This window comes from Pseudomonas sp. ADAK2, assembly GCF_012935755.1.
Lineage (GTDB): Bacteria > Pseudomonadota > Gammaproteobacteria > Pseudomonadales > Pseudomonadaceae > Aquipseudomonas.
The window spans coordinates 1,914,116-1,937,231 of the sequence record NZ_CP052862.1; the positions used below are offsets into that span (position 1 = coordinate 1,914,116).

Here is a 23,116-nt window from a genome sequence, read left to right on the forward strand (position 1 = left end):
GCGCAGCGCTCACAAGATTTTGGGGCCGCTTCGCAGCCCAGCGGGAGCAAGCTCCCTCGCCACAGGGGTGGTGTTCAATTCAGGCTCTGTGGCAAGTCCAAGACCATCTGCTACCGTCAACTCGCCATCCCGAGCCGCGTCAACGGAGGTTGAATGAATCATTTGCTGATCGCACTGATCGTATTCACCTGCCTGTTCGGCAGTGCCTTGGTGGGCTCGTACGTGCGGCAGCGATTGCCCTCGCATCATCTGAGTGACGATTCGGTTACCGTCCTGAAGCTTGCCACCGGCCTGATCGCAACCATGTCGGCGCTGGTGCTGGGCCTGCTGGTTTCTTCGGCCAAAGGCACGTTCGAAACCACCAATGCACAGCTGGAAGGTGCGGCGGCCAAGGTGGTCGAGTTCGACCGCGTGCTGGCGCGTTATGGCCCGGAAACCCAGCCCATCCGCACACAGCTCAAGCACAATTACGCGGAAATCGTGCAGGTCCTGCAGTCCCGGGATCGATCCCGGCTGGCCATGCTCGATAGCCCGGAAGCGATCAACCGCTCCGAAGCGCTGCAACAGCAGGTCGCCGCGCTTTCCCCCGGCACCGACAATCAACGCACGCTCAAGGCCTCGGCCTTGCAGATGATGGACGCCGTGTTCGCCGCCCGTTGGCTGACCATGCTGCAAGCCAACCAGTCGATCCCGCCGGTCATGCTGGTGATTCTCATCACCTGGCTGTCGATCATCTTCGGCTCGTTCGGCTTGTTCGCCCCGCGCAATGGCACGATTGTGGTGGTGCTGATGATGTGCTCCGCATCGGCGGCGGCGACGATCCTGCTGGTTGAAGAGCTGAACCGGCCGCTGGACGGATTGATCAGTGTGTCGCTGGAGCCGATGCTGCATACGATGGAGCGACTGGGGCAGTAAGCACCGCGCTTTTGCATTCAACCATCAGCCTGTTTTCCCCTTCCACGGTGCAATCGATAGTGACCGGCAGAAAACGCTCGATCACCGCGATATTGCTTTGCAGATGCTCGGTCATGCGCGGTGTGGTGAAGCTTCCACCACCCGCCATGGCCATGGGCAGCAGCAATTGATCGGCAAGATGCTCGGCAACGGCGGTGGTGCTGTTCAGCCAATCCGCAGCCTGATCGATGGCGCCATCGGCAACCTTCTCGGCACGCAGGGTCGCCTGGCCAAAGCCACTGAACACTTCGGTGACGTGCTCAAAGACGTACTCCACCAGCAGGACATTGCCCGGCCCCCGATCCTGATCGAGCGCGACACAATGTAAAACCTGCGGCGCCATCTCCAGCCGTTTACCGACCCGCTCCAGTTCACGCACAGCCACTTGCAGTGCCAGGCCCGCCACCAGGGCCGAAGCGCTCTGTGAAACTAACGCGCCGCGCTCCAACAGATGCAGCGGCCGCAGCTGCGAAGGCTGCACGAAGACTTCGATCTCGCCACCCCCCGCCGGTACAAACCCGTGGCGAATCAGTTGCAACTCAACCTTGGCCCCCATGCGGCGCAGCAGCGGCAGCCAGGCGCGCTCAAGGAAATCGCTGGGCGGTGCCAATGGATTATGCGTACCACCCGAGATCCGTACCCGACTGGCTTGCGGCGCCAGCAACAAGGCCGGCAACAGTGTCTGCAATACCAGGGTGCAACTGCCCGCCGTGCCAATGGCAAAGCTGAACTCGCCGCCACGAATCGGCCCCGGTTCAAAGGATAAAACCTGCGAACCCAACTCCGCGCCCTGCACGGCGGCGCCACAGACCTCCGCCGCCGCCAGCACCGCCGTCAGGTGCTGGCGCAGCAAACCGGGGCGGCTGCGCCGGGCCCGAATGTTCTTAATCCGTAGCGCCCGACCGGTCACCATCGACAGGCTCAAGCCACTGCGCAGTACCTGACCGCCGCCCATCGCGCCGTCCAGTTCAATCACTTCCTGTTTCATCTTCATCCTTAGGCGTAATGCTTTACCGTGTCTCTCAAGTACTGATCCAACAGCCGGGAGTCTTCCTGGGTGCGCGGCAGTTCAGGGACTGCGCGTTCCAATTCCGTAGCGATGAACTGGTGCAAGGCATGTCGACGTGGGCCATAGGCACTTTCATCGGCGTTGCGCTTGAGCACCAACAGCTCCGCGACTTCATCCAGCAGTGCCCGGTCGTCGACCGTGCTGAGCAAGTCGGCGAAGGTCATCGGCGGCCGGCCCCGGCCCTGGTCGATCCAGCGCACCGCCAGCAACGGACGCAGCACGTAAAAGTACTTCTTGAACCGCACACTCTCGCCTTGCAGGTAGCCGCGAAAGTTTTTCCGGGCCATCGACAGGTAATGATTGCGCGCGGCCGGCGGGCTGTAGAACGCCTCGGCCAGCTCCCGCAACTGCAAGGTCGCGGCCGTTTCGCTGCGATACACCAGGGGTGAATCGAGCCATTCCAGTAGCGTCGGATTGGACTTGCGCAACAGCCCGAGGGTCTTGCGCAACTCCCAACCACTGACATCCAGCTCATCGTCCAGCGGCCGCTCGATCACATCTCGCGGCGTATCGACCTGGACGAACCACTCCGGTTTTTCCACGTAGACGAAGCGCACGTCATAGTCGCTGTCGGTCGAAGCAAAGCCCCAGGCGCGACTGCCGGATTCACAGGCATAAAGCACCGTGACGTTACGCTCGCGTTCTATCCTTTCAAGCTCCTGTAACACCCTGGCGCGCATTTCCGGCGCCAATGGGTGAGTTTCATAGTTGTCCATGTTCCCTATCCTTTTACGCACACCACTTGACGCAAGGTGTGCAGCACTTCAACCAGCTCGCGCTGGGCGTGCATGACTTTGTCGATGTCCTTGTAGGCCATCGGAATTTCATCGATCACGGCAGCGTCCTTGCGGCACTCCACGTGCGCGGTGGCGCGGATCTGATCTTCAAGGGTGAAGGTGTTCTTGGCCTTGGTCCGGCTCATGGTGCGACCGGCGCCGTGGCTGCAGGAGCAGAACGATTGCTCGTTACCCAAGCCGCGAACGATGAAGCTTTTCGCCCCCATCGACCCCGGAATAATCCCCAACTCACCCTTCTTCGCCGACACCGCGCCTTTGCGCGTCACCAAAATCTCTTCACCGAAATGCCGTTCTTTCTGCACGTAGTTGTGATGGCAGTTCACCGCCTCCAGCGCCACCTCAAAAGGCTTGCTGATCACTTGCCGTGTCGCCTGAATCACCGCTTGCATCATCAACGCACGGTTCTGCTTGGCGAAATCCTGGGCCCACCCCACCGCTTCGACGTAGTCATCGAAGTGCTGGCTGCCCTCTTCGAAGTACGCCAGGTCGCGGTCCGGCAAGTCGGCGATGTGCTGACGCATATCCGCCTGGGCCAGTTGAATGAACAGGTTGCCAATGGCGTTGCCGACACCACGGGAACCGCTGTGCAACATGAACCAGACCCGATTGGCTTCATCCAGGCAGACCTCGATGAAATGGTTACCGCTGCCCAACGTGCCCAGATGTCCACGGTTGTTGGTTTTGGCCAACGTCGGGTATTTGTCGGTGATCAACTTGAAGCGTGGGTCGAGCGCCGCCCAGGCTTGATCGGCCTGTCGCGGGATCTCATCCCAGGCACCCTTGTCCCGGCGCGAACGGGGCGAACTGCGGCCATGCGGCACCGCTTGCTCGATGGCGCTGCGCAGGCCGTGCAGGTTATCCGGCAAGTCGGCGGCCATCAGCGAAGTGCGCGCGGCGATCATGCCGCAACCGATGTCGACGCCGACCGCGGCCGGAATGATCGCGCCCACCGTCGGAATCACGCTGCCGATGGTCGAGCCCTTGCCCAGGTGCACGTCCGGCATCACGGCCAGGTGTTTGAAGATGAACGGCATCTTCGCCGTGTTCATCAACTGCTCGCGCGCTTCGTTTTCCACCGGGACGCCTTCGGTCCAGAGCTTGATCGGTTTGCCGTTGGCGACTTCCAGCAGTTGGTAGGTATGTTCTTGCATGATCTCGATTCTTTTCTTTTTGGCCGATTATCCGGCGTTGTTCCAATACCCGGCAGCGACCAGGGGATACAGGCACATAGGCTCTACCAACTGAGCTACCCGTTACCGGGGCGGGAGTCGAACCCGCGACACGATGGAGTACCTGTGGCATTCGCTGCCAAAATTTCAAATAGGTGGCACGACAAAAGTGAGTGACTGTTGCGCGTTGCCGCGCACCGGACTTAACCGGTCTTCAGATGTACAGCCACCCGGCATTCGTGCCTTTCACCGACCCTGACAAGGGTTTGATGAGACGTCGTTGGATGTAGTCCCATCGGCATTCAGCGTCGGTGAAAAAATCAATTCTTGTGGCGTGCGCCGTATGAGCGGCGCACGCGTTGTGTTACTCCATGGCCTCGATCACCTTGACCCAGTGCTGCGCACCATAGTGGCCGGTGGTGAACTGTTCGATCACGTCGAACACCGAGTCGCTGAAACCGCCGACATTCAAGATGTCCTCACGGTCCGGCGCCTGGGTCGTGGCCCCCGGTTGCATATCGATGCACACCAGCCGCGCATGGGGGTTGATCTGCTTGATCCGCTCCCATTGCCGCATCGTCTCGCTACCGCCACGGCGACGCGCATCGATCCAGGATTCGTTGTCCGAGACCAGGATCAGCGTATCGACCTTGGCCTTGGCGTCGGCCAGCTTCGCCAGTGGCGCCGAGCAGTTGGTCCCGCCACCGCACGCAGCGGCCAGTTTCTCGGCGTTGCTCATCACGCTGTCACGCGGGTTGAGCTGGACGTCCACCACCTGCACCTCAAACGGCATCACCCGGGCTTGGGGTTGCTTGCGCAAAACCGCGGCAGCAATCAGTGCAGCCACATCGATGCAGCGTACTGCGCTGGTCGCGCCCTGGCGATAACCAGTGACCGGGCTGTGCATCGAGCCCGAGACGTCCGGGCACACCACGACATGACCTTGCAGCGCCGGCACGTTGGCCAAGGACAGTTCCAACGCGTCCTGCAACGCCTCGCGCACTATGTGCGGCACGTCATCCCCGGTCATGCGATACGCCGCCAACAACTGGTATGGATAAACCCGCGCCTTCGCCACCGCCTCGGCATCCGCCAACCGCGCCGCTACATACTCGGCGCAGCCCGGCACTTGAAACGCACCGTGGCGCGCCAGGGTGTTGAGGTTCATGCGCAGGGCTTGCCAGCCCATGTTCCGGGCCTGGATTGCCCATTGCTCCTTGCTCAGCGTCTCGTTACCCAGCAGTTGGAACGGCACCTGCGGCACCTCCCGGCTCGCGCCGCTACGGAAGGCCAGCAACGAGCGGGTCAGTTCCGGCAATGCCTGCACGTCCACCGGTTTACCGATCAGCCAGGCGAAGAACGCTGCACGCCAGGCTTCGTTGGGCTTGGGGTGAACCATCTTCACCACGTCCGCCAGCGACGGCTGGTTGCCGATCGAGGCCTGGAGCAACTGGCGTTCGCTGGCGCTGTTCAACCAGTTCTGCACCAGTCGCTTTGGCTGCGAACCGAGGGACTTGCGCCCCGTGGCACCGCTGCGCAGGATCTGTACGAAGTTGCGCAGCATCTTGCCGCTGTCCACCACCTGCTCGAACACCTCTGGCACCAGCGCCGAACGCTGTGCGGTGAGGGCGGCGAGCATCAAGGCCGGCATGTCTTTCATGTGACCCTTTTTACGAGCATACAAAGCGGCCTTCGCCACGTAACGGCTGTCCAGCTCGGCGACCAATTGCAACACCTGATCCAATTGGCTTTCGGCGCAAGCGTAGAACGTCGAGTTCAGACACCCGGTCACGGCCAGTTGGGCCAACTTGTGTTTGGCGCTATAGGCATAAGCCGGGGCTTGAGCGGCGTTGAGCGTGTCGCATGCCGGCAGGTTTGCCTGTTGGGTGTTGAACAGTTTGAAGTTGGCCATCGTGGCGTCTCGCTTGTTTTCTCGTTGGTTGCCAGAGATATTGCAGCCGACGTGCCAGGTTTGTTTTTTGTTCAGATTATTTTTTATATTATTGATTTATATGGTTATTTTTAATTTTTGTGATGTATGAAGATTCTTGAGGAGACAAACGGTTCGTTATTTATCTATCCTTTGATATCGCTTTTTATCTTTAGGTATAAACATGTCAGCCAAGCGCACCGTCGCCATCGGTTTTATCGGCGCCACCCTCGATCGCGTCGGCAAGGGCGCCAATCGCTGGAGTCACTGGCGACCGAGCGTCGGCCTGTGCCAGCAACCGGACGTATTGATCCATCGCCTGGAACTGATTCACGGTGTCGACGCCCGGGACGTCAGCCTGGCCCAGCGGGTTCGCGAAGACATCCGCCAGGTCTCACCGGACACCGAGGTGCGCCTGCACCCCATGTCGCTGCGCAACCCCTGGGATTTCGAAGAGGTGTACGGCGCGCTGCACGACTTCACCACCGACTACACCTTCGACACCGAGCACGAGGATTACCTCGTGCACATCACCACCGGCACCCACGTCGCGCAGATTTGCTGGTTCCTGCTGACCGAGGCGCGGTTTTTACCGGCGAGGTTGATCCAGACCTCCCCGGCCCGGCGCCAGAACGAAGAGGATAAAGCCACCGGCACCCACGCCCTGATCGACCTCGACCTGTCGCGCTACGACCGCATCGCTTCACGTTTCGCCCATAAACGCCTCGAAGGCCTGGCGTTTCTGAAGTCCGGGATCGCCACCCGCAACGTGGCGTTCAACCGCTCCATCGAGCAGATCGAACGCGTGGCGGTGCGCTCCCAGGCGCCGATGCTGCTGATCGGCCCGACCGGTGCCGGCAAGTCATTCCTGGCCCGACGCATCTATGAACTCAAGCGCGGCCGTCATCAAATGCAGGGGCGCTTTGTGGAAGTGAACTGCGCGACCTTGCGCGGCGACGGCGCCATGTCGACGCTGTTCGGCCACATCAAAGGCGCATTCACCGGCGCACAGAATGCCCGCGACGGTCTATTGCGCGCAGCCGATGGCGGCATGCTGTTTCTCGATGAGATCGGTGAACTGGGCGCCGACGAACAAGCCATGCTGCTCAAAGCCGTCGAAGAGAAACGCTTCTTCCCCATGGGCTCGGACAAGGAAGTGGAAAGCGACTTCCTGATCATCGCCGGCACCCACCGTGACCTGCGCAGTCGCGTCGCCGAAGGCCTGTTTCGCGAAGACTTGTATGCGCGGATCAACCTGTGGACGTTCGACCTGCCCGGCCTGGCGGGTCGGCGCGAAGACATCGAGCCCAACATCGATTTCGAACTGGAACGCCATGCCCGCGATCAAGGCCATTTGGTGCGCTTCAACCTGGAGGCCCGACGCCGCTACCTGGCGTTTGCCAGCTCCAGCGAAGCCGCTTGGCTGGGTAACTTTCGCGAGTTGTCGGCATCGATCACGCGCATGGCGACCCTCGCCGACAGCGGGCGCATCGATGAGGCTCAGGTCGAGGAAGAGATTGACCGCCTGCGCTATGCCTGGGGCCTGACGCAACCCAGTGATGACCTGGATGGATTGCTGGGTGAGAACGTCGACATCGACCTGTTTGATCGCCTGCAACTGAAAGCCGTGCTCGACGTTTGCCGGCAGGCGGACAGTTTGTCTGATGCGGGGCGACGTCTGTTTGGCGTGTCGCGCCAGGCCAAGGCACAGCCGAACGATGCGGATCGCTTGCGTAAATTCCTGGCGCGATTCGGGATTGATTGGAAGCAAATGGCTGATTTGCAGTGAAGGGTTTCAACTAGCTGATTTGATCGGTTTTGCTCGACATAAAGCCTGGCGGTCATCGACCGCTCATTAATTCTGCCCCCCGGGTTTTCGCGGTGTCTTGCAGAGCGCATCCTCCCCGCGACATCCTGTCCATCTGCTGCCTGTGGTAGACGGCGACCCTCGGCTGGTAACCTGCGCCCTGCTCTTTCAATGACGACGGTGACGCATTTGATCAGCAGTACCCCAACACTGGCCCGGGATATCGACGGTAAAGCCATTTCCGCCCAGGTGCTCGACGAGGTCCGCGAAGAAGTTCTGGCCCTGGCCGCGCAGCAGATTTTCCCCGCTTTGGCGGTCGTGCTGGTCGGCGACGACCCGGCCAGCCACGTCTATGTGCGCAATAAACTGCTGCGAGCCAAGGAAGTCGGGATTCGCTCCCTCGAACATCGCCTGCCGGACGACGCCAGCCAGGCGCAAGTGCTGGAGCTGATCGCGCGACTGAACGCCGACGTCACCGTGAACGGCATTCTGGTGCAACTTCCGTTGCCGGACCATATCGACGAAGCCGCAGTGATTCATGCCATCGACCCGATCAAGGACGTCGACGGTTTTCATCGCGAAAACGTCGGCGGGCTGGTGCAAGGCATGGACGTGTTGACCCCATGCACGCCCAGCGGCTGCATGCGCCTGTTGCAGGAGACTTGCGGAGATATCAGCGGCCTGCACGCGGTGGTCGTCGGCCGGTCGAACATTGTCGGCAAACCGATGGCGACCTTGTTGTTGCAGGCCCATTGCTCGGTCAGCGTGGTGCATTCGCGCAGTGTCGATGCGCCGGCGCTGTGCCGATTGGCGGATATTGTGGTGGCGGCGGTGGGTCGTCCCGGGCTGATCGATGCCAGTTGGCTCAAACCTGGGGCGGTGGTGATTGATGTCGGGATCAATCGCATTACTGATGCGTCCGGCAACCGCTTGGTGGGCGATGTCGACTACGCCAGTGCGCGCACCGTCGCCCGTGCGATTACGCCGGTGCCGGGTGGCGTGGGGCCGATGACCATTGCTTATCTGCTGAAGAACACCCTGATCGCGGCGCGGTTACAACGCGCGGTGAAGGCGAGGGATCCGGATCCGGATGGGTGTGATTCGGATATCAATTGACCCATGCGCAACCTGTAACAACCTGCGTTCGGCTCTGTAGCAGCTGCCGAGCCTGCGAGGCTGCGTTCGGCTCTTTAGCAGCTGCCGAGGCACGAGGCTGCGCTCGGCTGCGAAGCAGTCGTAAAACCTGAGCACGCGGTCTTCCTGAAGGACCGCGTCGGCTGATTTCACGACTGCTTCGCAGCCGAACGCAGCCTCGTACCTCGGCAGCTGCTACGAGTACCACGTGTGACTCATGTTACCGGGCAACTTTAAAACCGCGGCTTAACCGTCTTCCACTCTGGCTGATACTTTTGCATCTGCTTCACATCATCGCGCTGACGAATCCCGCACGTCAGGTACTGATCATGCAGCTTGCCCAATTGATCATGATCCAATTCCAACCCCAGACCTGGCGCGCGGGTGATCTTCACGCAGCCATCCACAATCGGCAGCTTGCCGCCCTTGATCACCTCTTCGTCCGACTCCTGCCACGGGTAATGGGTGTCGCAGGCGTAATCCAGATTCGGCACCGACGCGGCGACATGGGCCATGGCCATCAGGCTGATGCCCAAGTGCGAGTTGGAATGCATGGACACGCCCAGGCCAAAGGTCTGGCACATTTTCGCCAACGCCTGAGTGTCACGCAGACCGCCCCAGTAGTGATGGTCGGCAAGCACGATCTGCACACTGTTTAGCGCCACGCTGCGGCGGAACTCGTCGAAATCGGTGACCACCATGTTGGTCGCCAAAGGCAGCCCGGTACGCTTGTGCAGTTCGGACATGCCTTCCAGGCCCGGCGTCGGGTCTTCGTAATATTGCAGGTCATCGCCCAGCAGTTCGGCCATGCGAATCGAGGTGTCCAGCGACCAGTTGGCATTCGGGTCGATGCGCAGCGGGACGCCGGGAAACGCCTTCTTCAAGGCCTTGATGCACGCCACTTCATGTTCCGGTTCCAGCGCGCCGGCCTTGAGCTTGATGCTCTTGAAACCATAGGTTTCGATCATCCGTCGGGCCTGGGCGACAATCTGTTCTTCGTTCAGTGCTTCACCCCAATTGTCAGGTTTATAGGGTGAGTCGATGTGCTGCGCGTACTTGAAAAACAGGTAGGCGCTGAACGGGATTTCATCGCGAATCGCCCCGCCCAGCAGGTCCACCAACGGCACGTTCAGCGAGTGTGCCTGCAGGTCGAGAAATGCCACTTCGAACGCCGAATAGGCGTTGCTCACCGCCTTGCTCGCATGAGAACCGGGCGCCAGTTCGGCACCGGCCACGCTAGTGGTTTTATTGGCCGCCACAGTCGCCTGGACGATGGTGCGAAGCTGATTGAGGTTGAACGGGTCGAGGCCGATCAATTGGTCTTTGAGTTGCATCTGAATCGCCAGTGCCGGGGCATCGCCGTAGCTCTCACCGAGGCCGATGTAGCCGTTGTCGCTCTCGATTTCGATGATCGAGCGCAGCGCAAAGGGTTCGTGAATGCCGCTGGCGTTGAGCAAGGGCGGATCGCGGAAGGCGATGGGGGTCACGGTTACGCGTTTGATTTTCAAAGGTCAGGCTCCGATTGATCTATCCAGGTCTTAACGTGTAGCGGCGTGGCTCGGCACCACAGCTTTGGTCGCGGTTTGCGTGCTTGATTTCGGGGTGGTACGGGCAAAGAAGATCACCACGGCGGCTACTAGCGACGTCGCCGCCAGGCCATACAGGCCGCCTTCGATCGAACCGGTGGATTGCTCGAGGAAACCGAACGCGGTGGGCGCGACGAAGCCGCCGAGATTGCCGATGGAATTGATCAGCGCAATCACCGCTGCAGCGATGCGCGCATCCAGATAACTTTGCGGAATCGGCCAGAACAGCGCCGACGCAGCCTTGAAGCCAATGGCAGCAAAACAGATCGCGACAAAGGCGAAGATCGGGCCGCCGGTGGTGGACATGAACATGCCGAACGCGGCGATCACCAAAGTCAATGCGACCCAGGCCTGCTGGAATTTCCATTTGCTGGCCATCGCGGCAAAACCGTACATCGCGACGATGGAAATGATCCACGGCACCGAGTTGAACAGGCCGACCTGGAAGTCACCGAGGCTGCCCATCTTCTTGATCATGCTCGGCAGCCAGAACGTGGCGCCGTAAATGGTCAGGGCGATGGAGAAGTAGATAAAGCAGAACAACGCGATCTGCCGGTCCGCCAGCAACTTGAACATCGACGGCTTGACGCCCTTCACCGCTTCACGGGCCTGCTGCTCCTCGGCAATGGCGGTGATCAGGGCACCGCGCTCCTCGTCGCTCAGCCATTTCGCCTCGCGCGGATGGGATTGCAGCCAGAACCAGACAAAACCGCACAACACGATGGAAGCGAAGCCCTCGATCAGGAACATCCACTGCCAGCCATGCAGGTTCAAGCCGTTGACGTTCAGCAGCGCACCCGACACCGGGCCGGAAATCACCGAGGCAATCGCCGATCCGCTGAGGAATACCGCCATGGTCTTGCCGCGTTCAGACGCCGGCAGCCATTGGGTGAAGTAATAAATGATGCCGGGGAAAAACCCGGCTTCCGCCGCGCCGAGGATAAAGCGCAGCACATAGAAACTGGTTTCGCCTTTGACGAAGGCCATCGCCATCGCGGCGGCGCCCCAGGTGAACATGATGCGGGTCAGCCAGACGCGCGCGCCGTAACGTTGCAGCAGCATGTTGGACGGCACTTCAAACAACGCATAACCGACGAAAAACAAACCGGCGCCCAGCCCGTAAGCGGCCGCGCCAATGCCGAGGTCGGTTTCCAGGTGGCTGCGCACAAAACCGATGTTGACCCGGTCGATGTAGTTGACGATGAACATGACCACGAACAGCGGCAGCACATGGCGTTTCACTTTGGCGGCGGCACGGGCGAGCACCGTGGGCTCCGGCGAACTCTGGAGGGTTTTCAAGGGCGACTCCCGATCTTGTTTTTTTGGGGACGAGCCGATCATGGACGCGGCAATTGATCCCGTCTAATCTAACTTGGCATTCGATTGATACCTGGATTAGATCAATGTTCGAACTCACCCAGCTGCGCTGCTTTACCACGGTCGCCACCGAGCTCAACTTCCGTCGAGCGGCCGAACGCCTGAACATGACGCAACCTCCACTCAGTCGCCAGATTCAGCTGCTGGAGCACCACTTGGGCGTCGAGCTGTTCACCCGCACTACCCGCAGCGTCGCGCTGACCGCGGCCGGTCGCGCCTTCTTCATCGAAGCGCAGAACCTGCTGGAGCGCGCCCAGCAAGCGGCCGTCACCGCCCGGCGTTTTGCCGAAGGCGACATCGGCTCGGTCAATATCAGCTTCGTTGGCAGTGCGGTATATGAGTTCCTGCCCAAGGTCATCGCCGAAGCACGGCTCAAACAGCCTCACGTGAAAATCGATCTGTCGGAAATGAACACCTACCAGCAGCACGAAGCCCTGCGCGCGCGGCGCATCGACCTGGGCATCGTCCGTGCGCCGTTGCTGGAACCGGGCTACGCCACCGAATGCCTGGTGCGCGAACCGTTCGTCCTCGCCGTACCGAGCAATCATCGATTGGCCAGCGCCGACACCGTGTCCGTGCAGGACCTCGATGCCCAACCTTTTCTAATGTACTCCCACGCCGCCTACCCGCCGTTCAACGAACTGCTGACCGGCATGCTGCGCTCGGCCCGCGTCGCTCCGGAGTACGTGCAATGGCTCGGCTCATCCCTGACCATCCTGGCCCTGGTCAACGCCGGCATGGGCCTGGCCCTGGTGCCGCGCTGCGCGACCAGTGTGGTGTTCAAGAACGTGGTATTTCGCGATATCGACTTGGGCGAAGGGGTGCAAAGCGAATTGCATCTGATCTGGCGCGAGAACAATGACAACCCCGCGTTTGCGATGTTGCTGGAGGGGATCCGGCGGGCGGTCAGGGAAGGCTGGGGGGTATGAAAAAGCCCAACCTTTTCGGATTGGGCCAGCCATTGAAAAACGGGGGCGGGACGGAGAGTCGAAAAGGTTAACATTCACCAGTGCCAGTCATTTTTTCGATGCAAGGACAGCGATCAAACAACATGGAAAGTAAGTGATGTCGATCTATTCAGGTTTTAAATCCGTATCCATACACATTATAAAAGTGATGGGCCAAATCCTGCTGGAGATCATGAGAGCCCTGCTCAAACTGATCCTTTTCGTGGCAGCCGTATGGGTGCTTATTGTTTTGTGTATTTGGATAACCGCTGATTCTACCAATCCCGGAATGAGCCCATTGCTAACCGAACTGGTTACCACGGTGAATGAACATCGAATAACCTATTACCACAATCAGGACTGGTGTAAGAGTATTGAATCCGAAACTGGAAATTATGCAGACAAACCCAGCTCTACCTGTGGCAGCGATGATGAGAACAAACCTTTCGATGCACACGGAACGCAGCTGTTCACGCTGGTCAGCGACGCAGCTAAAAAGGCGCAGATAACGCCTATCAGAATTGACATTCAATCAGAGCATGGCCGCGTAACGTTCGCGCGGATCAACCTTTCCTGCTTCTTGTGCTACGCGTCTTATATCTATTCGCCGCAAAAACCCTACGTCACTCAAGAGAGGAAACCCACAGACGTCAGGGATATGACTGGGGATTGGTATTACGAAAACACAGGTATTTGAACGTGACCGCGGCCTTGGCATCGAGGCGCCAGAACGAAAAAGCCCGGCGGATAGGCCAGGCTTTAACGTTTCGGAAACACGCTCAATGGAGCTGGCGTTGTCTCTGTAACTCGCTCTTCAACCACGTGCTCGTCGGCTGGACGCCCGCGGGACACCTCACTTCATAGGCTTTGCCATTCATGCTGCTTTTGGTAGCGGCCAGATCAATGAAGTCTTCGGCGCTGCTCACCATGTTTTTGCCTTCGAGATAATTCAGCTTCTTTTCGAGATGCGCCCGAGCCTGGGGTCCCGGGTATTCGGTGCCGCTGCGCACAAACTTGCACTCACTGCGCTCCACAAAATCCAGCAAACCCTTTATCTCTTGATTAGCCTGCGGCGTGGTTTGGGCCTGCGCACTGCCCGCCACTGCCAATAGGCCGATAGAGACTGTGATTAGCCATTGGCGAACAATGGTTAGGGTGGTCGCGGTTTTGACAATTCGCATGGTACTTCCTTGTTCTGAAAGTGGGCGACTTTAGCACCAGGACGTCAGAAACGAAAAAGGGGATCAAGCCGCCAGGCTTGATCCCCTTGTGAAATAGGGTCGGGACGGAGTGATTCGAACACTCGACCCCTAGCCCCCCATCTTCTTTTTCATACTTATTGAAAGCTTCGAAAATTCCACTCTGGATTTTTCAAAGCGAGTATTCACCTGAGCTCCAGTGTTGTGTGAGTTAGCAGCGGATTTAGCACCGACGAGGACCTTGCAATAGATTCCGAGCTGACCGCGTGACGTACAGCCGGTTCCGCTGAGCGGCATGAACGCACACTGGATGACGCGCATCGTCATCCAGTGTGCTCTGGCGATACGGGTCACACCGCTGCTTTTTTCCAGGTCTCCAGGCGAAAAAAACCCGCCGAAGCGAGTTTTGCATCTATGTCCAGGTCAGTTTGGCGAGGCGCCACTCAAATTTTCAATCAATGACGGGGTGACCACTGCGCGATATCCATCAGCATTTGGGTGCAATCCATCCGCAACATACTGATTAAACAGGTCGGGACTTGATTTCAAGACCGCCTCCCACCTTGGATAATTGTCGATTAGACGAAGTCCCCTGGCCTGTGCGACATCCCGGTACATCTGGAAGTAATCCCTTAACTTCGGTCTCTCCACTCCAGAGCCTCCAATCACTGGATTCGTCACCATTAAAATGATCTCCGTCGATGACTTGGCAGCCTTGATCCGGTCAATCATTAACTCGAGGTTTTTCCGCGCTTGTTCGACGGTGGTTTTGTGGGGAAGGAAAGCGTCGTTGATCGCGAATTCGATAAACACCGTATCCGGGCTTTTGGAGATAACTCGACTTTCGAGATTTTCAACACCCCATCCCGACCACATCGAACCCTTCCCACTATTTATAACCGTGGCACGTCCTGGGTAACGCTGATTCAGATCATCCCCAAGCTGCTGCACCCAGGCGCCAGAGGCCGTCAAGCTCGTACCATAAGCTACGACGGTCTGCGCCTTGCCAGCGTCAAGGTTTGAATAGAGCTCGCTTTCCTGACCAGCAAAGCTGGCCGCGCTTAACGAAAATAACATTCCAGCAAACAGAGCCTTGGCCCACAAACGATTCATTCAACTGTCCCGATCTTTTCACAGGCGGCAAGGATGAACCTGTGAGCTTGAGGCGTCCAACAGATTTAGGCGGGTGGCATTGGTTCTCACCCCGCAAGCTGTAGGCGAGGATGTCTCGGTCATTGCCAGGAAAGATGGGCAGAAAATGGCAAGACTTGCGAACGAAGGCATGGCCAAGAACCACCAGGCGTGAAAATAGAGAAGTCACGCAAAAATCACGCACATGAAAAAGGCCAATGCTGTAAACATTGGCCTAAGACATTGAAAAATATGGTCGGGACGGAGTGATTCGAACACTCGACCCCTAGCACCCCATGCTAGTGCGCTACCGGACTGCGCTACGCCCCGACTAGGCGTTATACCTGTTCCTCACCTCGAGGAACGCTCAAGAATATATCGCAAGCTTTTGAAAACTGGAAGTATTCAAACGCAGGAATTTATTTCTTGAGCACAACCAGCACATCTTCCAATTCAGCAATCATCTGCCGAATCATCTGCTTGTATTGGGTGGTGTCGTCTTTGGCTTCATCGCCGGACAAACGCAGGCGCGCGCCGCCGATGGTGAACCCCTGATCGTAAAGAAGCGCGCGGATCTGCCGGATCATCAGCACGTCTTGTCGCTGATAATACCGGCGGTTACCGCGGCGCTTGACGGGGTTGAGTTGAGGAAACTCCTGCTCCCAGTAGCGCAGCACGTGCGGTTTTACCGCACACAGCTCGCTGACTTCACCAATGGTGAAGTAGCGTTTGCCTGGGATGACGGGTAGCTCGTCGTTATGACTTGGTTCCAGCATAAGCCTCAACTCGGGCCTTCAACTTCTGCCCTGGACGAAAGGTGACCACACGGCGAGCCGTGATCGGGATTTCTTCACCCGTTTTCGGATTGCGGCCAGGCCGCTGGCGTTTGTCCCGAAGGTCGAAATTGCCGAAACCGGACAATTTGACTTGTTCGTTGTCTTCAAGAGCGTGCCTGATTTCTTCAAAAAACAGTTCGACCAATTCCTTGGCCTCCCGTTTATTCAGGCCCAGCTCTTCATACAGACGTTCCGCCATCTCAGCTTTCGTCAGAGCCCCCATACGTCACTTCCTTAACGTGGCGTTCAACCTTTGTTCGAGCGAGGTGAGGATATTTTGCGTCGTGTTATTCACCTCATCGTCATTAAGAGTGCGCGATGGATGCTGCCAGGTCAAGCCAACTGCAAGGCTTTTTCTATCAGGATCAATGCCTTTACCCTGATACACGTCAAATAGCCTGAGGTCCGTCAGCCATTCCCCTGCATTTTCACGGATTACGTCCAGTACGGCGCTGGCGGCGACGTCTTTTTCGGCGATCAATGCAAGGTCACGACGCACTTCAGGAAAGCGCGACAACTCCTGGAATTTAGGCATTTTACCCAACGCCACTTCAGCCAGAACCAGCTCGAAAACGAAGACCGGACGGTCGAGACCGAGGGTTTTCGACAATTCAGGGTGGATCGCACCGACGTAACCGACCAGACGACCCTCACGCTCGATGCGCGCGGTCTGACCTGGATGCAGCGCCGGGTGTTTGCCCGGTACGAAAGTGAATGAATCCAGCGCACCGGCAAAGCCCAGCACCGCTTCCACGTCAGCCTTGACGTCGAAGAAGTCCACGACATCGCGACCCTGCGCCCAGCCTTCCGGCAGACGACTACCGCAAACCACACCGGCCAGCATCGGCTCTTGCTTCAAGCCTTCCAACTGACCAACGAAACGCAGGCCGCTTTCGAACAGACGGACGCGGTCCTGTTGACGGTTCAGGTTGTGCTGAAGCGCCTTGACCAGGCCTGGCCACAACGATGAACGCATGGCAGCCATGTCATTCGAAATCGGGTTGGCCAGCAACAGCGGTTCAACACCCGGATTAAACAGTTCGAACTGTTTCGGATCGATGAAGCTGTAAGTGATCGCTTCCTGATAACCACGAGCCACCAGCAGGCGGCGCAGTTCAGGCAGATCGCTACGGGCTTCAGCCTTGGCTTGCGGTGCCAGGCGGGCTTGTGGGTAACGAACCGGCAGACGGTTGTAACCGTACAAACGGGCCAGCTCTTCGATCAGGTCCACTTCCAGGCTGATATCGAAGCGATGGCTTGGCACTTCTACGCGCCACTGCCCTGCCCCGTCAGCCGAAACGGCCAGGCCCAAAGCATTGAGCAGACGCTCGACTTCCACCGGGTCCATTTCCATGCCCAGCATCTGGGTGATGCGTTGCGCACGCAGGGTCACCGGCGCGATTTTCGGCAGGTGCTGCTCGCTGACGGTTTCGGTGATCGGGCCGGCTTCGCCGCCAGTGATTTCCAGCAGCAGGCCAGTGGCACGCTCCATGGCTTCACGGGCCAGCTGCCAGTCCACGCCACGCTCATAGCGGTGCGAGGCGTCAGTGTGCAGGCCGTAAGAACGGGCCTTGCCAGCGACAGCGATCTGGTCGAAGAACGCGCTTTCGAGGAATACGTCACGAGTGGTCGCGGTGTTGACGCCGCTGTGCTCGCCACCCATCACGCCAGCAATAGCCAGGGCGCGGGTGTGGTCGGCAATCACCAGCGTATCGCTACGCAGGCTGACTTCCTGACCGTCGAGCAGCACCAGCTTCTCGCCTTCTTCGGCCATGCGCACGCGGATGCCGCCATTGATTTCGGCGAGATCGAACGCGTGCAGCGGTTGACCCAGCTCCAGCATCACGTAGTTAGTGATGTCGACGGCGGCGTCGATGCTGCGCACATCGCCACGACGCAAGCGCTCGACCATCCACAACGGTGTTGGTTTGGACAGGTCGACGTTGCGGATCACTCGGCCCAAGTAACGTGGGCAAGCGGCTGGCGCCAGCACTTCGATCGAGCGTACTTCGTCGTGCACGGCTGGCACGACAGCCACCATCGGGCGGGTGACTTCGGTGGCGTACAGCGCGCCAACTTCACGGGCCAGACCGGCCAGGGACAGGCAGTCGCCGCGGTTCGGGGTCAGGTCGACCTCGATGCTGGCGTCGTCCAGGCTCAGGTATTCACGAATGTCCTGACCCACTGGCGCATCGGCCGGCAATTCCATCAGGCCATCGTTGCCTTCGCCGACTTGCAGCTCGGCTTGCGAGCACAGCATGCCGTTGGACTCAACGCCACGCAGCTTGGCTTTCTTGATCTTGAAGTCGCCCGGCAGTTCGGCACCGATCATGGCGAACGGGATCTTCAGGCCCGGGCGCACGTTGGGCGCACCGCAAACGACCTGGAAGGTTTCCGAGCCATTGCTGACCTGGCAAACGCGCAATTTGTCAGCGTCCGGGTGCTGCTCGGTGCTCAGCACCTCGCCCACCACTACACCGGTGAATTCGCCGGCGGCCAGCGTAACGCTGTCGACCTCAAGACCGGCCATCGACAGACGAGCAACCAGCTCGTCACGACTTACCTGCGGGCTTACCCAGCCACGCAGCCATTGTTCACTGAATTTCATCCTGCTCTCCTAAGAATTCGTTACGACTAGCGAAATTGCGCGAGGAACCGCAAGTCGTTGTCGAAGAACAGACGCAAGTCGTTCACGCCGTAACGCAGCATGGCCAGACGCTCAACGCCCATGCCGAAGGCAAAGCCCGAGAACTCTTCCGGGTCGATTCCGGACATACGCAACACGTTCGGGTGAACCATGCCGCAGCCCATGACTTCCAGCCAGCCGGTCTGCTTGCAGACACGGCAGCCTTTACCGCTGCACATCACGCATTCCATATCGACTTCAGCGGATGGCTCGGTGAACGGGAAGTACGAAGGACGGAAACGCACGGCCAGTTCTTTTTCGAAGAACACGCGCAGGAACTCTTCGATGGTGCCTTTGAGGTCGGCGAAATTGATGTCGCGATCGACCAGCAGGCCTTCGACCTGGTGGAACATCGGCGAGTGGGTGATATCGGAGTCGCTACGGTACACACGGCCTGGGCAGACGATACGGATCGGCGGTTGTTTCGATTCCATGGTGCGGACCTGTACCGGCGAGGTATGGGTGCGCAGCAACATGTTGGCATTGAAATAGAAGGTGTCATGCATCGACCGGGCCGGGTGATGGCCTGGGATGTTGAGCGCTTCAAAATTGTGATAGTCGTCTTCGACCTCAGGGCCTTCGGCAATGCCGTAGCCAATGTGGGTGAAGAACTGTTCGATACGTTCCAGAGTGCGGGTAACCGGATGCAGGCCACCCGAGGTCTGGCCGCGGCCAGGCAGGGTCACGTCAATCGACTCGGCGGACAGTTTGGCGGCCAGATCGGCCTCTTCAAACAGTGCCTTGCGCGCGTTGAGAACCTCTGTGACACGCTCCTTGGCAACGTTGATCAGCGCGCCGACTTGCGGGCGCTCTTCTGCCGGCAAATTCCCCAGGGTCTTCATCACCTGAGTCAACTCGCCCTTTTTGCCAAGGTAGTGAACCCGGATTTGCTCCAGGGCATTGATATCTTCAGCGCTTTGCACAGCCTCTAGAGCTTGAGAGACCAGCGCGTCCAGGTTTTCCATGTACAGACTCCAGATACAAAATAGGGGAAGAGCTTGAAGGCTCTTCCCCTATTTATGACGTTTAACACCTGGCCCCACAGAGGTGAGGCCGGGTGACTGTCGGGGGTACTTAAGCCAAGGTGGCTTTAGCTTTCTCGACAATCGCAGCAAACGCCGCTTTTTCGTTCACTGCCAGATCAGCCAGAACCTTACGGTCGATCTCGATGGACGCTTTTTTCAGGCCGGCGATGAAACGGCTGTAGGACAGACCGTTGATACGTGCACCAGCGTTGATACGAGCGATCCACAGAGCGCGGAACTGACGTTTTTTCTGACGACGGTCACGGTAGGCGTATTGGCCTGCCTTGATTACCGCTTGCTTGGCAACACGGAATACGCGCGAGCGAGCGCCGTAGTAGCCTTTAGCAAGTTTCAGAATTTTTTTGTGACGTTTACGGGCAATGACGCCACGCTTTACACGAGCCATGAGTTACTTCCTCTATTCTTGACTAAATTAACGAAGGCGCAGCATGCGCTCGACTTTTGCCACGTCACACGGTGCCAGCAAGCTGCTACCGCGCAGTTGACGCTTACGCTTGGTCGACATTTTAGTCAGGATGTGGCTCTTGAAAGCGTGCTTGTGCTTGATACCGTTAGCAGTTTTCAGAAACCGCTTAGCAGCACCACTTTTAGTTTTCATTTTTGGCATGTTCGGATACTCCGCATTCAGTTGATAAACATAATCAGTAGGCCTGCCGTGCCCAAATGATTACTTCTTCTTTTTCGGGGCGATGACCATGATCAGCTGGCGTCCTTCCATCTTAGGATGCTGTTCGACCGAACCGTACTCGAGCAAGTCACCTTCAACTCGCTTGAGGAGTTCCATCCCCAGCTCCTGGTGGGCCATCTCACGGCCGCGGAATCGCAAGGATACCTTGGCCCTGTCCCCATCACTCAGGAAACGTACCAGGTTGCGCAGTTTTACCTGGTAATCCCCTTCCTCCGTCCCTGGACGAAACTTGATTTCTTTAACCTGGATCTGCTTCTGGTTTTTCTTGGCTGCGGCAACCTGCTTCTTCTTTTCGAAGATCGATTTGCCGTAGTCCATCAGCTTGCAGACAGGGGGTACAGCATCGGCGGAAATTTCCACCAAATCGAGCTTGGCTTCTTCAGCCTTAAGAAGCGCGTCTTCAATTGACACAATCCCAAGCTGCTCACCCTCAGCCCCAATTAACCGAACCTCGCGTGCCGAGATATTCTCGTTGATCGGGGCTTTCGGTGCAGCTCGTTTATCTTGTCTCATTTCACGCTTAATAGTAATTACTCCGAATCTGGGCGACCACGCCGGGAAACCGCTTGAGCGAGGAACTCAGCGAATTGGGCGACGGGCATCGAGCCCAGGTCAGCACCTTCACGAGTACGCACAGCGACAGTCTGCATCTCGACTTCCCGATCTCCGATAACCAAGAGATAAGGAACCTTGAGCAAAGTATGCTCGCGGATTTTAAAGCCGATCTTTTCATTTCTCAAGTCAGACTTGGCACGAAATCCGCTTTCGTTGAGAGTTTTTTCAACCTCAGCGGCGAAATCAGCCTGCTTGTCAGTGATATTCATGATCACTGCCTGGGTCGGAGCCAGCCACGCAGGGAACGCCCCCTCGTAGTGCTCGATCAGGATTCCAACGAAACGTTCGAAGGATCCGAGGATCGCCCGGTGCAACATAACCGGGTGCTTGCGACTGTTGTCTTCGGAGACGTATTCGGCTCCCAGACGGACAGGCAGATTAAAATCGAGCTGAAGGGTACCACACTGCCAGACGCGGCCAAGGCAATCTTTCAGCGAGAATTCGATCTTCGGACCGTAGAACGCCCCTTCGCCCGGCTGCAAATCGTACGGCAAGCCAGCGCTATCAAGGGCTGCAGCCAATGCAGCTTCGGCGCGATCCCACAACTCGTCGGAGCCGACGCGTTTTTCCGGACGAGTGGACAGCTTCATCTCGACGTCTTTGAAGCCGAAGTCGGCATAGACGTCCATGGTCAGCTTGATGAACGCAGCGGATTCGGCCTGCATCTGCTCTTCGGTGCAGAAGATGTGGGCGTCGTCCTGGGTAAACGCACGCACGCGCATGATGCCGTGCAGTGCACCCGACGGCTCGTTACGATGGCAGGCACCGAATTCGGCCAGGCGCATCGGCAATTCGCGGTAGCTTTTCAGGCCTTGATTGAACACCTGCACGTGGCACGGGCAGTTCATCGGCTTGATGGCATAGTCGCGGTTTTCCGACTGGGTGGTGAACATGTTGTCGGCGTAGTTGGCCCAGTGCCCGGATTTTTCCCACAGGCTGCGGTCAACGACCTGCGGAGTCTTGATCTCCAGGTAGCCGTTGTCGCGCTGCACCTTGCGCATGTACTGCTCGAGCACTTGGTACAGAGTCCAGCCGTTCGGGTGCCAGAACACCATGCCCGGCGACTCTTCCTGGGTGTGGAACAGGCCCAGGCGCTTGCCGATCTTGCGGTGATCGCGCTTTTCAGCTTCTTCGATGCGCTGGATGTAAGCCGCCAGCTGCTTCTTGTCCGCCCATGCAGTGCCGTAGACGCGCTGCAATTGCTCGTTCTTGGCATCGCCACGCCAGTAGGCGCCGGACAACTTGGTCAGCTTGAAGGATTTCAGGAAGCGCGTGTTCGGCACGTGCGGACCGCGGCACATATCGACGTATTCTTCGTGATAGTACAGACCCATGGCCTGCTCGTTCGGCATGTCTTCGACCAGGCGCAATTTGTAGTCTTCGCCACGGGCCTTGAACACTTCGATCACTTCGGCGCGCGGAGTGACTTTCTTGATCACGTCGTAATCTTTTTCGATCAGCTGCTGCATGCGCTGTTCGATCGCGGCCAGGTCGTCCGGAGTAAAAGGACGCTCGAAGGCGATGTCGTAATAGAAGCCTTCGTCGATGACCGGACCGATGACCATCTTGGCCGTCGGGTACAGCTGCTTGACCGCGTGACCGACCAGGTGGGCGCAAGAGTGGCGAATGATCTCCAGCCCCTCTTCATCCTTTGGCGTAATGATTTGCAGCGTGGAATCGCTGTCGATGATGTCGCTGGCGTCGACCAGCTTGCCATTGACCTTGCCGGCCACGGTGGCTTTGGCCAGGCCAGCACCAATGGATGCGGCGACCTCGGCTACGGAAACCGGGTGATCGAATGAACGTTGACTGCCGTCGGGAAGAGTAATAGTTGGCATGGCGCCTCCTCTCCTAGTGGTGACCCCTACCAAAGGTCACGTGGGTTGGGATGAGCCAGTACAAGATCCGATCCAGGCCATTCAATGACGAACGCCTGCCTTACAGCGGCAGGAGCCTTGCGGCCAACCGGAAAACCGAACCAGAGTGACTGGGATTCAAATCAGGGGTTATTCGTGTCTCTGCCGCTACCGGGACTGAACGTCATCCGGAGCCCGCAAAAGCCCGAGCGAGGCATGCTAGCACAGATGAACGGTCGTCGCGGCAACGAGGTTTTCTGCTGCGGCAAATCAGGCGTTTTTATGCCAG

21 protein-coding genes and 1 tRNA gene are annotated in these 23,116 nt (G+C 58.4%); 5 read left to right on the top strand and 17 right to left on the bottom strand.

Going from position 1 to position 23,116, the window contains the following annotated elements:
- Positions 1-153: 153 nt before the first annotated feature.
- Positions 154-915 carry a bestrophin-like domain gene (locus HKK52_RS08810; RefSeq protein WP_169370499.1) on the top strand — a complete coding sequence of 254 codons (762 nt, stop codon included), beginning with the start codon at positions 154-156 and terminating at the stop codon, positions 913-915.
- On the opposite strand, the gene rtcA is transcribed toward HKK52_RS08810, so the two are convergent.
- The 4 genes from rtcA to HKK52_RS08830 form a co-directional block, all read right to left on the bottom strand.
- Positions 863-1,942 carry an RNA 3'-terminal phosphate cyclase gene (rtcA, locus tag HKK52_RS08815; protein ID WP_169370500.1) on the bottom strand — a complete coding sequence of 360 codons (1,080 nt, stop codon included), beginning with the start codon at positions 1,940-1,942 and terminating at the stop codon, positions 863-865. The two genes, HKK52_RS08810 and rtcA, sit on opposite strands and share 53 nt — an antisense overlap.
- An 8-nt stretch (positions 1,943-1,950) precedes the next feature.
- Positions 1,951-2,739: a nucleotidyltransferase domain-containing protein gene (locus HKK52_RS08820; RefSeq protein ID WP_169370501.1), complete on the bottom strand. Its 789-nt coding sequence runs from the start codon at positions 2,737-2,739 to the stop codon at positions 1,951-1,953.
- Between the two features lie 5 nt (positions 2,740-2,744).
- On the bottom strand, positions 2,745-3,971 hold the full coding sequence (locus HKK52_RS08825; RefSeq protein ID WP_169370502.1) for an RtcB family protein: 1,227 nt from the start codon (positions 3,969-3,971) through the stop codon (positions 2,745-2,747).
- Positions 3,972-4,353: 382 nt separating this feature from the next.
- Complete coding sequence (locus tag HKK52_RS08830) at positions 4,354-5,901, bottom strand: TROVE domain-containing protein (protein WP_169370503.1); 1,548 nt, start codon at positions 5,899-5,901, stop codon at positions 4,354-4,356.
- Between the two features lie 202 nt (positions 5,902-6,103).
- Here HKK52_RS08830 and rtcR point away from each other — a divergent pair, with 202 nt between their 5' ends.
- Together rtcR and HKK52_RS08840 are read left to right on the top strand one after the other, a co-directional pair.
- The gene (gene rtcR / locus HKK52_RS08835; RefSeq protein ID WP_169370504.1) at positions 6,104-7,708 is read left to right on the top strand and encodes an RNA repair transcriptional activator RtcR; all 1,605 of its coding nucleotides are present in this window, start codon (positions 6,104-6,106) and stop codon (positions 7,706-7,708) included.
- Positions 7,709-7,897: 189 nt separating this feature from the next.
- Positions 7,898-8,842: a bifunctional 5,10-methylenetetrahydrofolate dehydrogenase/5,10-methenyltetrahydrofolate cyclohydrolase gene (locus HKK52_RS08840; protein WP_169370505.1), complete on the top strand. Its 945-nt coding sequence runs from the start codon at positions 7,898-7,900 to the stop codon at positions 8,840-8,842.
- 251 nt (positions 8,843-9,093) lie between these two features.
- Here the strand turns inward: HKK52_RS08840 and HKK52_RS08845 are convergent, their stop codons facing one another.
- The gene (locus HKK52_RS08845; RefSeq protein ID WP_169370506.1) at positions 9,094-10,368 is read right to left on the bottom strand and encodes a glucarate dehydratase family protein; all 1,275 of its coding nucleotides are present in this window, start codon (positions 10,366-10,368) and stop codon (positions 9,094-9,096) included.
- Between the two features lie 30 nt (positions 10,369-10,398).
- Positions 10,399-11,745 carry an MFS transporter gene (locus HKK52_RS08850; RefSeq protein WP_169370507.1) on the bottom strand — a complete coding sequence of 449 codons (1,347 nt, stop codon included), beginning with the start codon at positions 11,743-11,745 and terminating at the stop codon, positions 10,399-10,401.
- A gap of 104 nt (positions 11,746-11,849) precedes the next feature.
- Here HKK52_RS08850 and HKK52_RS08855 point away from each other — a divergent pair, with 104 nt between their 5' ends.
- Positions 11,850-12,752 (top strand): LysR substrate-binding domain-containing protein, encoded by a 903-nt coding sequence (locus HKK52_RS08855; RefSeq protein ID WP_169370508.1) that lies wholly within the window; start codon positions 11,850-11,852, stop codon positions 12,750-12,752.
- Between the two features lie 136 nt (positions 12,753-12,888).
- Entirely contained in the window at positions 12,889-13,467 is a 579-nt protein-coding gene (locus HKK52_RS08860; RefSeq protein ID WP_169370509.1) for a hypothetical protein, read from the top strand.
- Positions 13,468-13,549: 82 nt separating this feature from the next.
- Here HKK52_RS08860 and HKK52_RS08865 read toward each other — a convergent pair whose 3' ends face one another.
- From HKK52_RS08865 to thrS, 11 genes are all read right to left on the bottom strand, one after another.
- Positions 13,550-13,951 (bottom strand): DUF5329 domain-containing protein, encoded by a 402-nt coding sequence (locus HKK52_RS08865; RefSeq protein ID WP_169370510.1) that lies wholly within the window; start codon positions 13,949-13,951, stop codon positions 13,550-13,552.
- 441 nt (positions 13,952-14,392) lie between these two features.
- Positions 14,393-15,082 (bottom strand): SGNH/GDSL hydrolase family protein, encoded by a 690-nt coding sequence (locus HKK52_RS08870; RefSeq protein WP_169370511.1) that lies wholly within the window; start codon positions 15,080-15,082, stop codon positions 14,393-14,395.
- A 271-nt stretch (positions 15,083-15,353) separates the two neighbouring features.
- Positions 15,354-15,430 (bottom strand) — tRNA-Pro (locus HKK52_RS08875).
- Positions 15,431-15,519: 89 nt separating this feature from the next.
- Positions 15,520-15,876, bottom strand: coding sequence for a MerR family transcriptional regulator (locus HKK52_RS08880; RefSeq protein ID WP_003179985.1), 357 nt, complete (start codon positions 15,874-15,876; stop codon positions 15,520-15,522).
- Positions 15,857-16,159 (bottom strand): integration host factor subunit alpha, encoded by a 303-nt coding sequence (gene ihfA / locus HKK52_RS08885; protein ID WP_002553164.1) that lies wholly within the window; start codon positions 16,157-16,159, stop codon positions 15,857-15,859. Before ihfA ends, HKK52_RS08880 begins: the two co-directional genes overlap by 20 nt.
- A 3-nt stretch (positions 16,160-16,162) precedes the next feature.
- Positions 16,163-18,544: a phenylalanine--tRNA ligase subunit beta gene (gene pheT / locus HKK52_RS08890; protein ID WP_169370512.1), complete on the bottom strand. Its 2,382-nt coding sequence runs from the start codon at positions 18,542-18,544 to the stop codon at positions 16,163-16,165.
- 26 nt (positions 18,545-18,570) lie between these two features.
- The gene (gene pheS, locus HKK52_RS08895) at positions 18,571-19,587 is read right to left on the bottom strand and encodes a phenylalanine--tRNA ligase subunit alpha (RefSeq protein ID WP_007905876.1); all 1,017 of its coding nucleotides are present in this window, start codon (positions 19,585-19,587) and stop codon (positions 18,571-18,573) included.
- Positions 19,588-19,696: 109 nt separating this feature from the next.
- Positions 19,697-20,053, bottom strand: a complete 357-nt coding sequence (gene rplT, locus HKK52_RS08900; RefSeq protein ID WP_007905879.1) for a 50S ribosomal protein L20 — start codon at positions 20,051-20,053, stop codon at positions 19,697-19,699.
- 27 nt (positions 20,054-20,080) lie between these two features.
- A complete protein-coding gene (gene rpmI, locus HKK52_RS08905) occupies positions 20,081-20,275 on the bottom strand; it encodes a 50S ribosomal protein L35 (RefSeq protein ID WP_008145659.1) in 195 nt (64 codons plus the stop codon).
- A gap of 60 nt (positions 20,276-20,335) precedes the next feature.
- Complete coding sequence (gene infC, locus HKK52_RS08910) at positions 20,336-20,887, bottom strand: translation initiation factor IF-3 (RefSeq protein WP_176469887.1); 552 nt, start codon at positions 20,885-20,887, stop codon at positions 20,336-20,338.
- Entirely contained in the window at positions 20,887-22,809 is a 1,923-nt protein-coding gene (gene thrS, locus HKK52_RS08915; protein WP_010455934.1) for a threonine--tRNA ligase, read from the bottom strand. The genes infC and thrS overlap by 1 nt, the downstream gene beginning before the upstream one ends.
- Positions 22,810-23,116 lie beyond the last annotated feature (307 nt).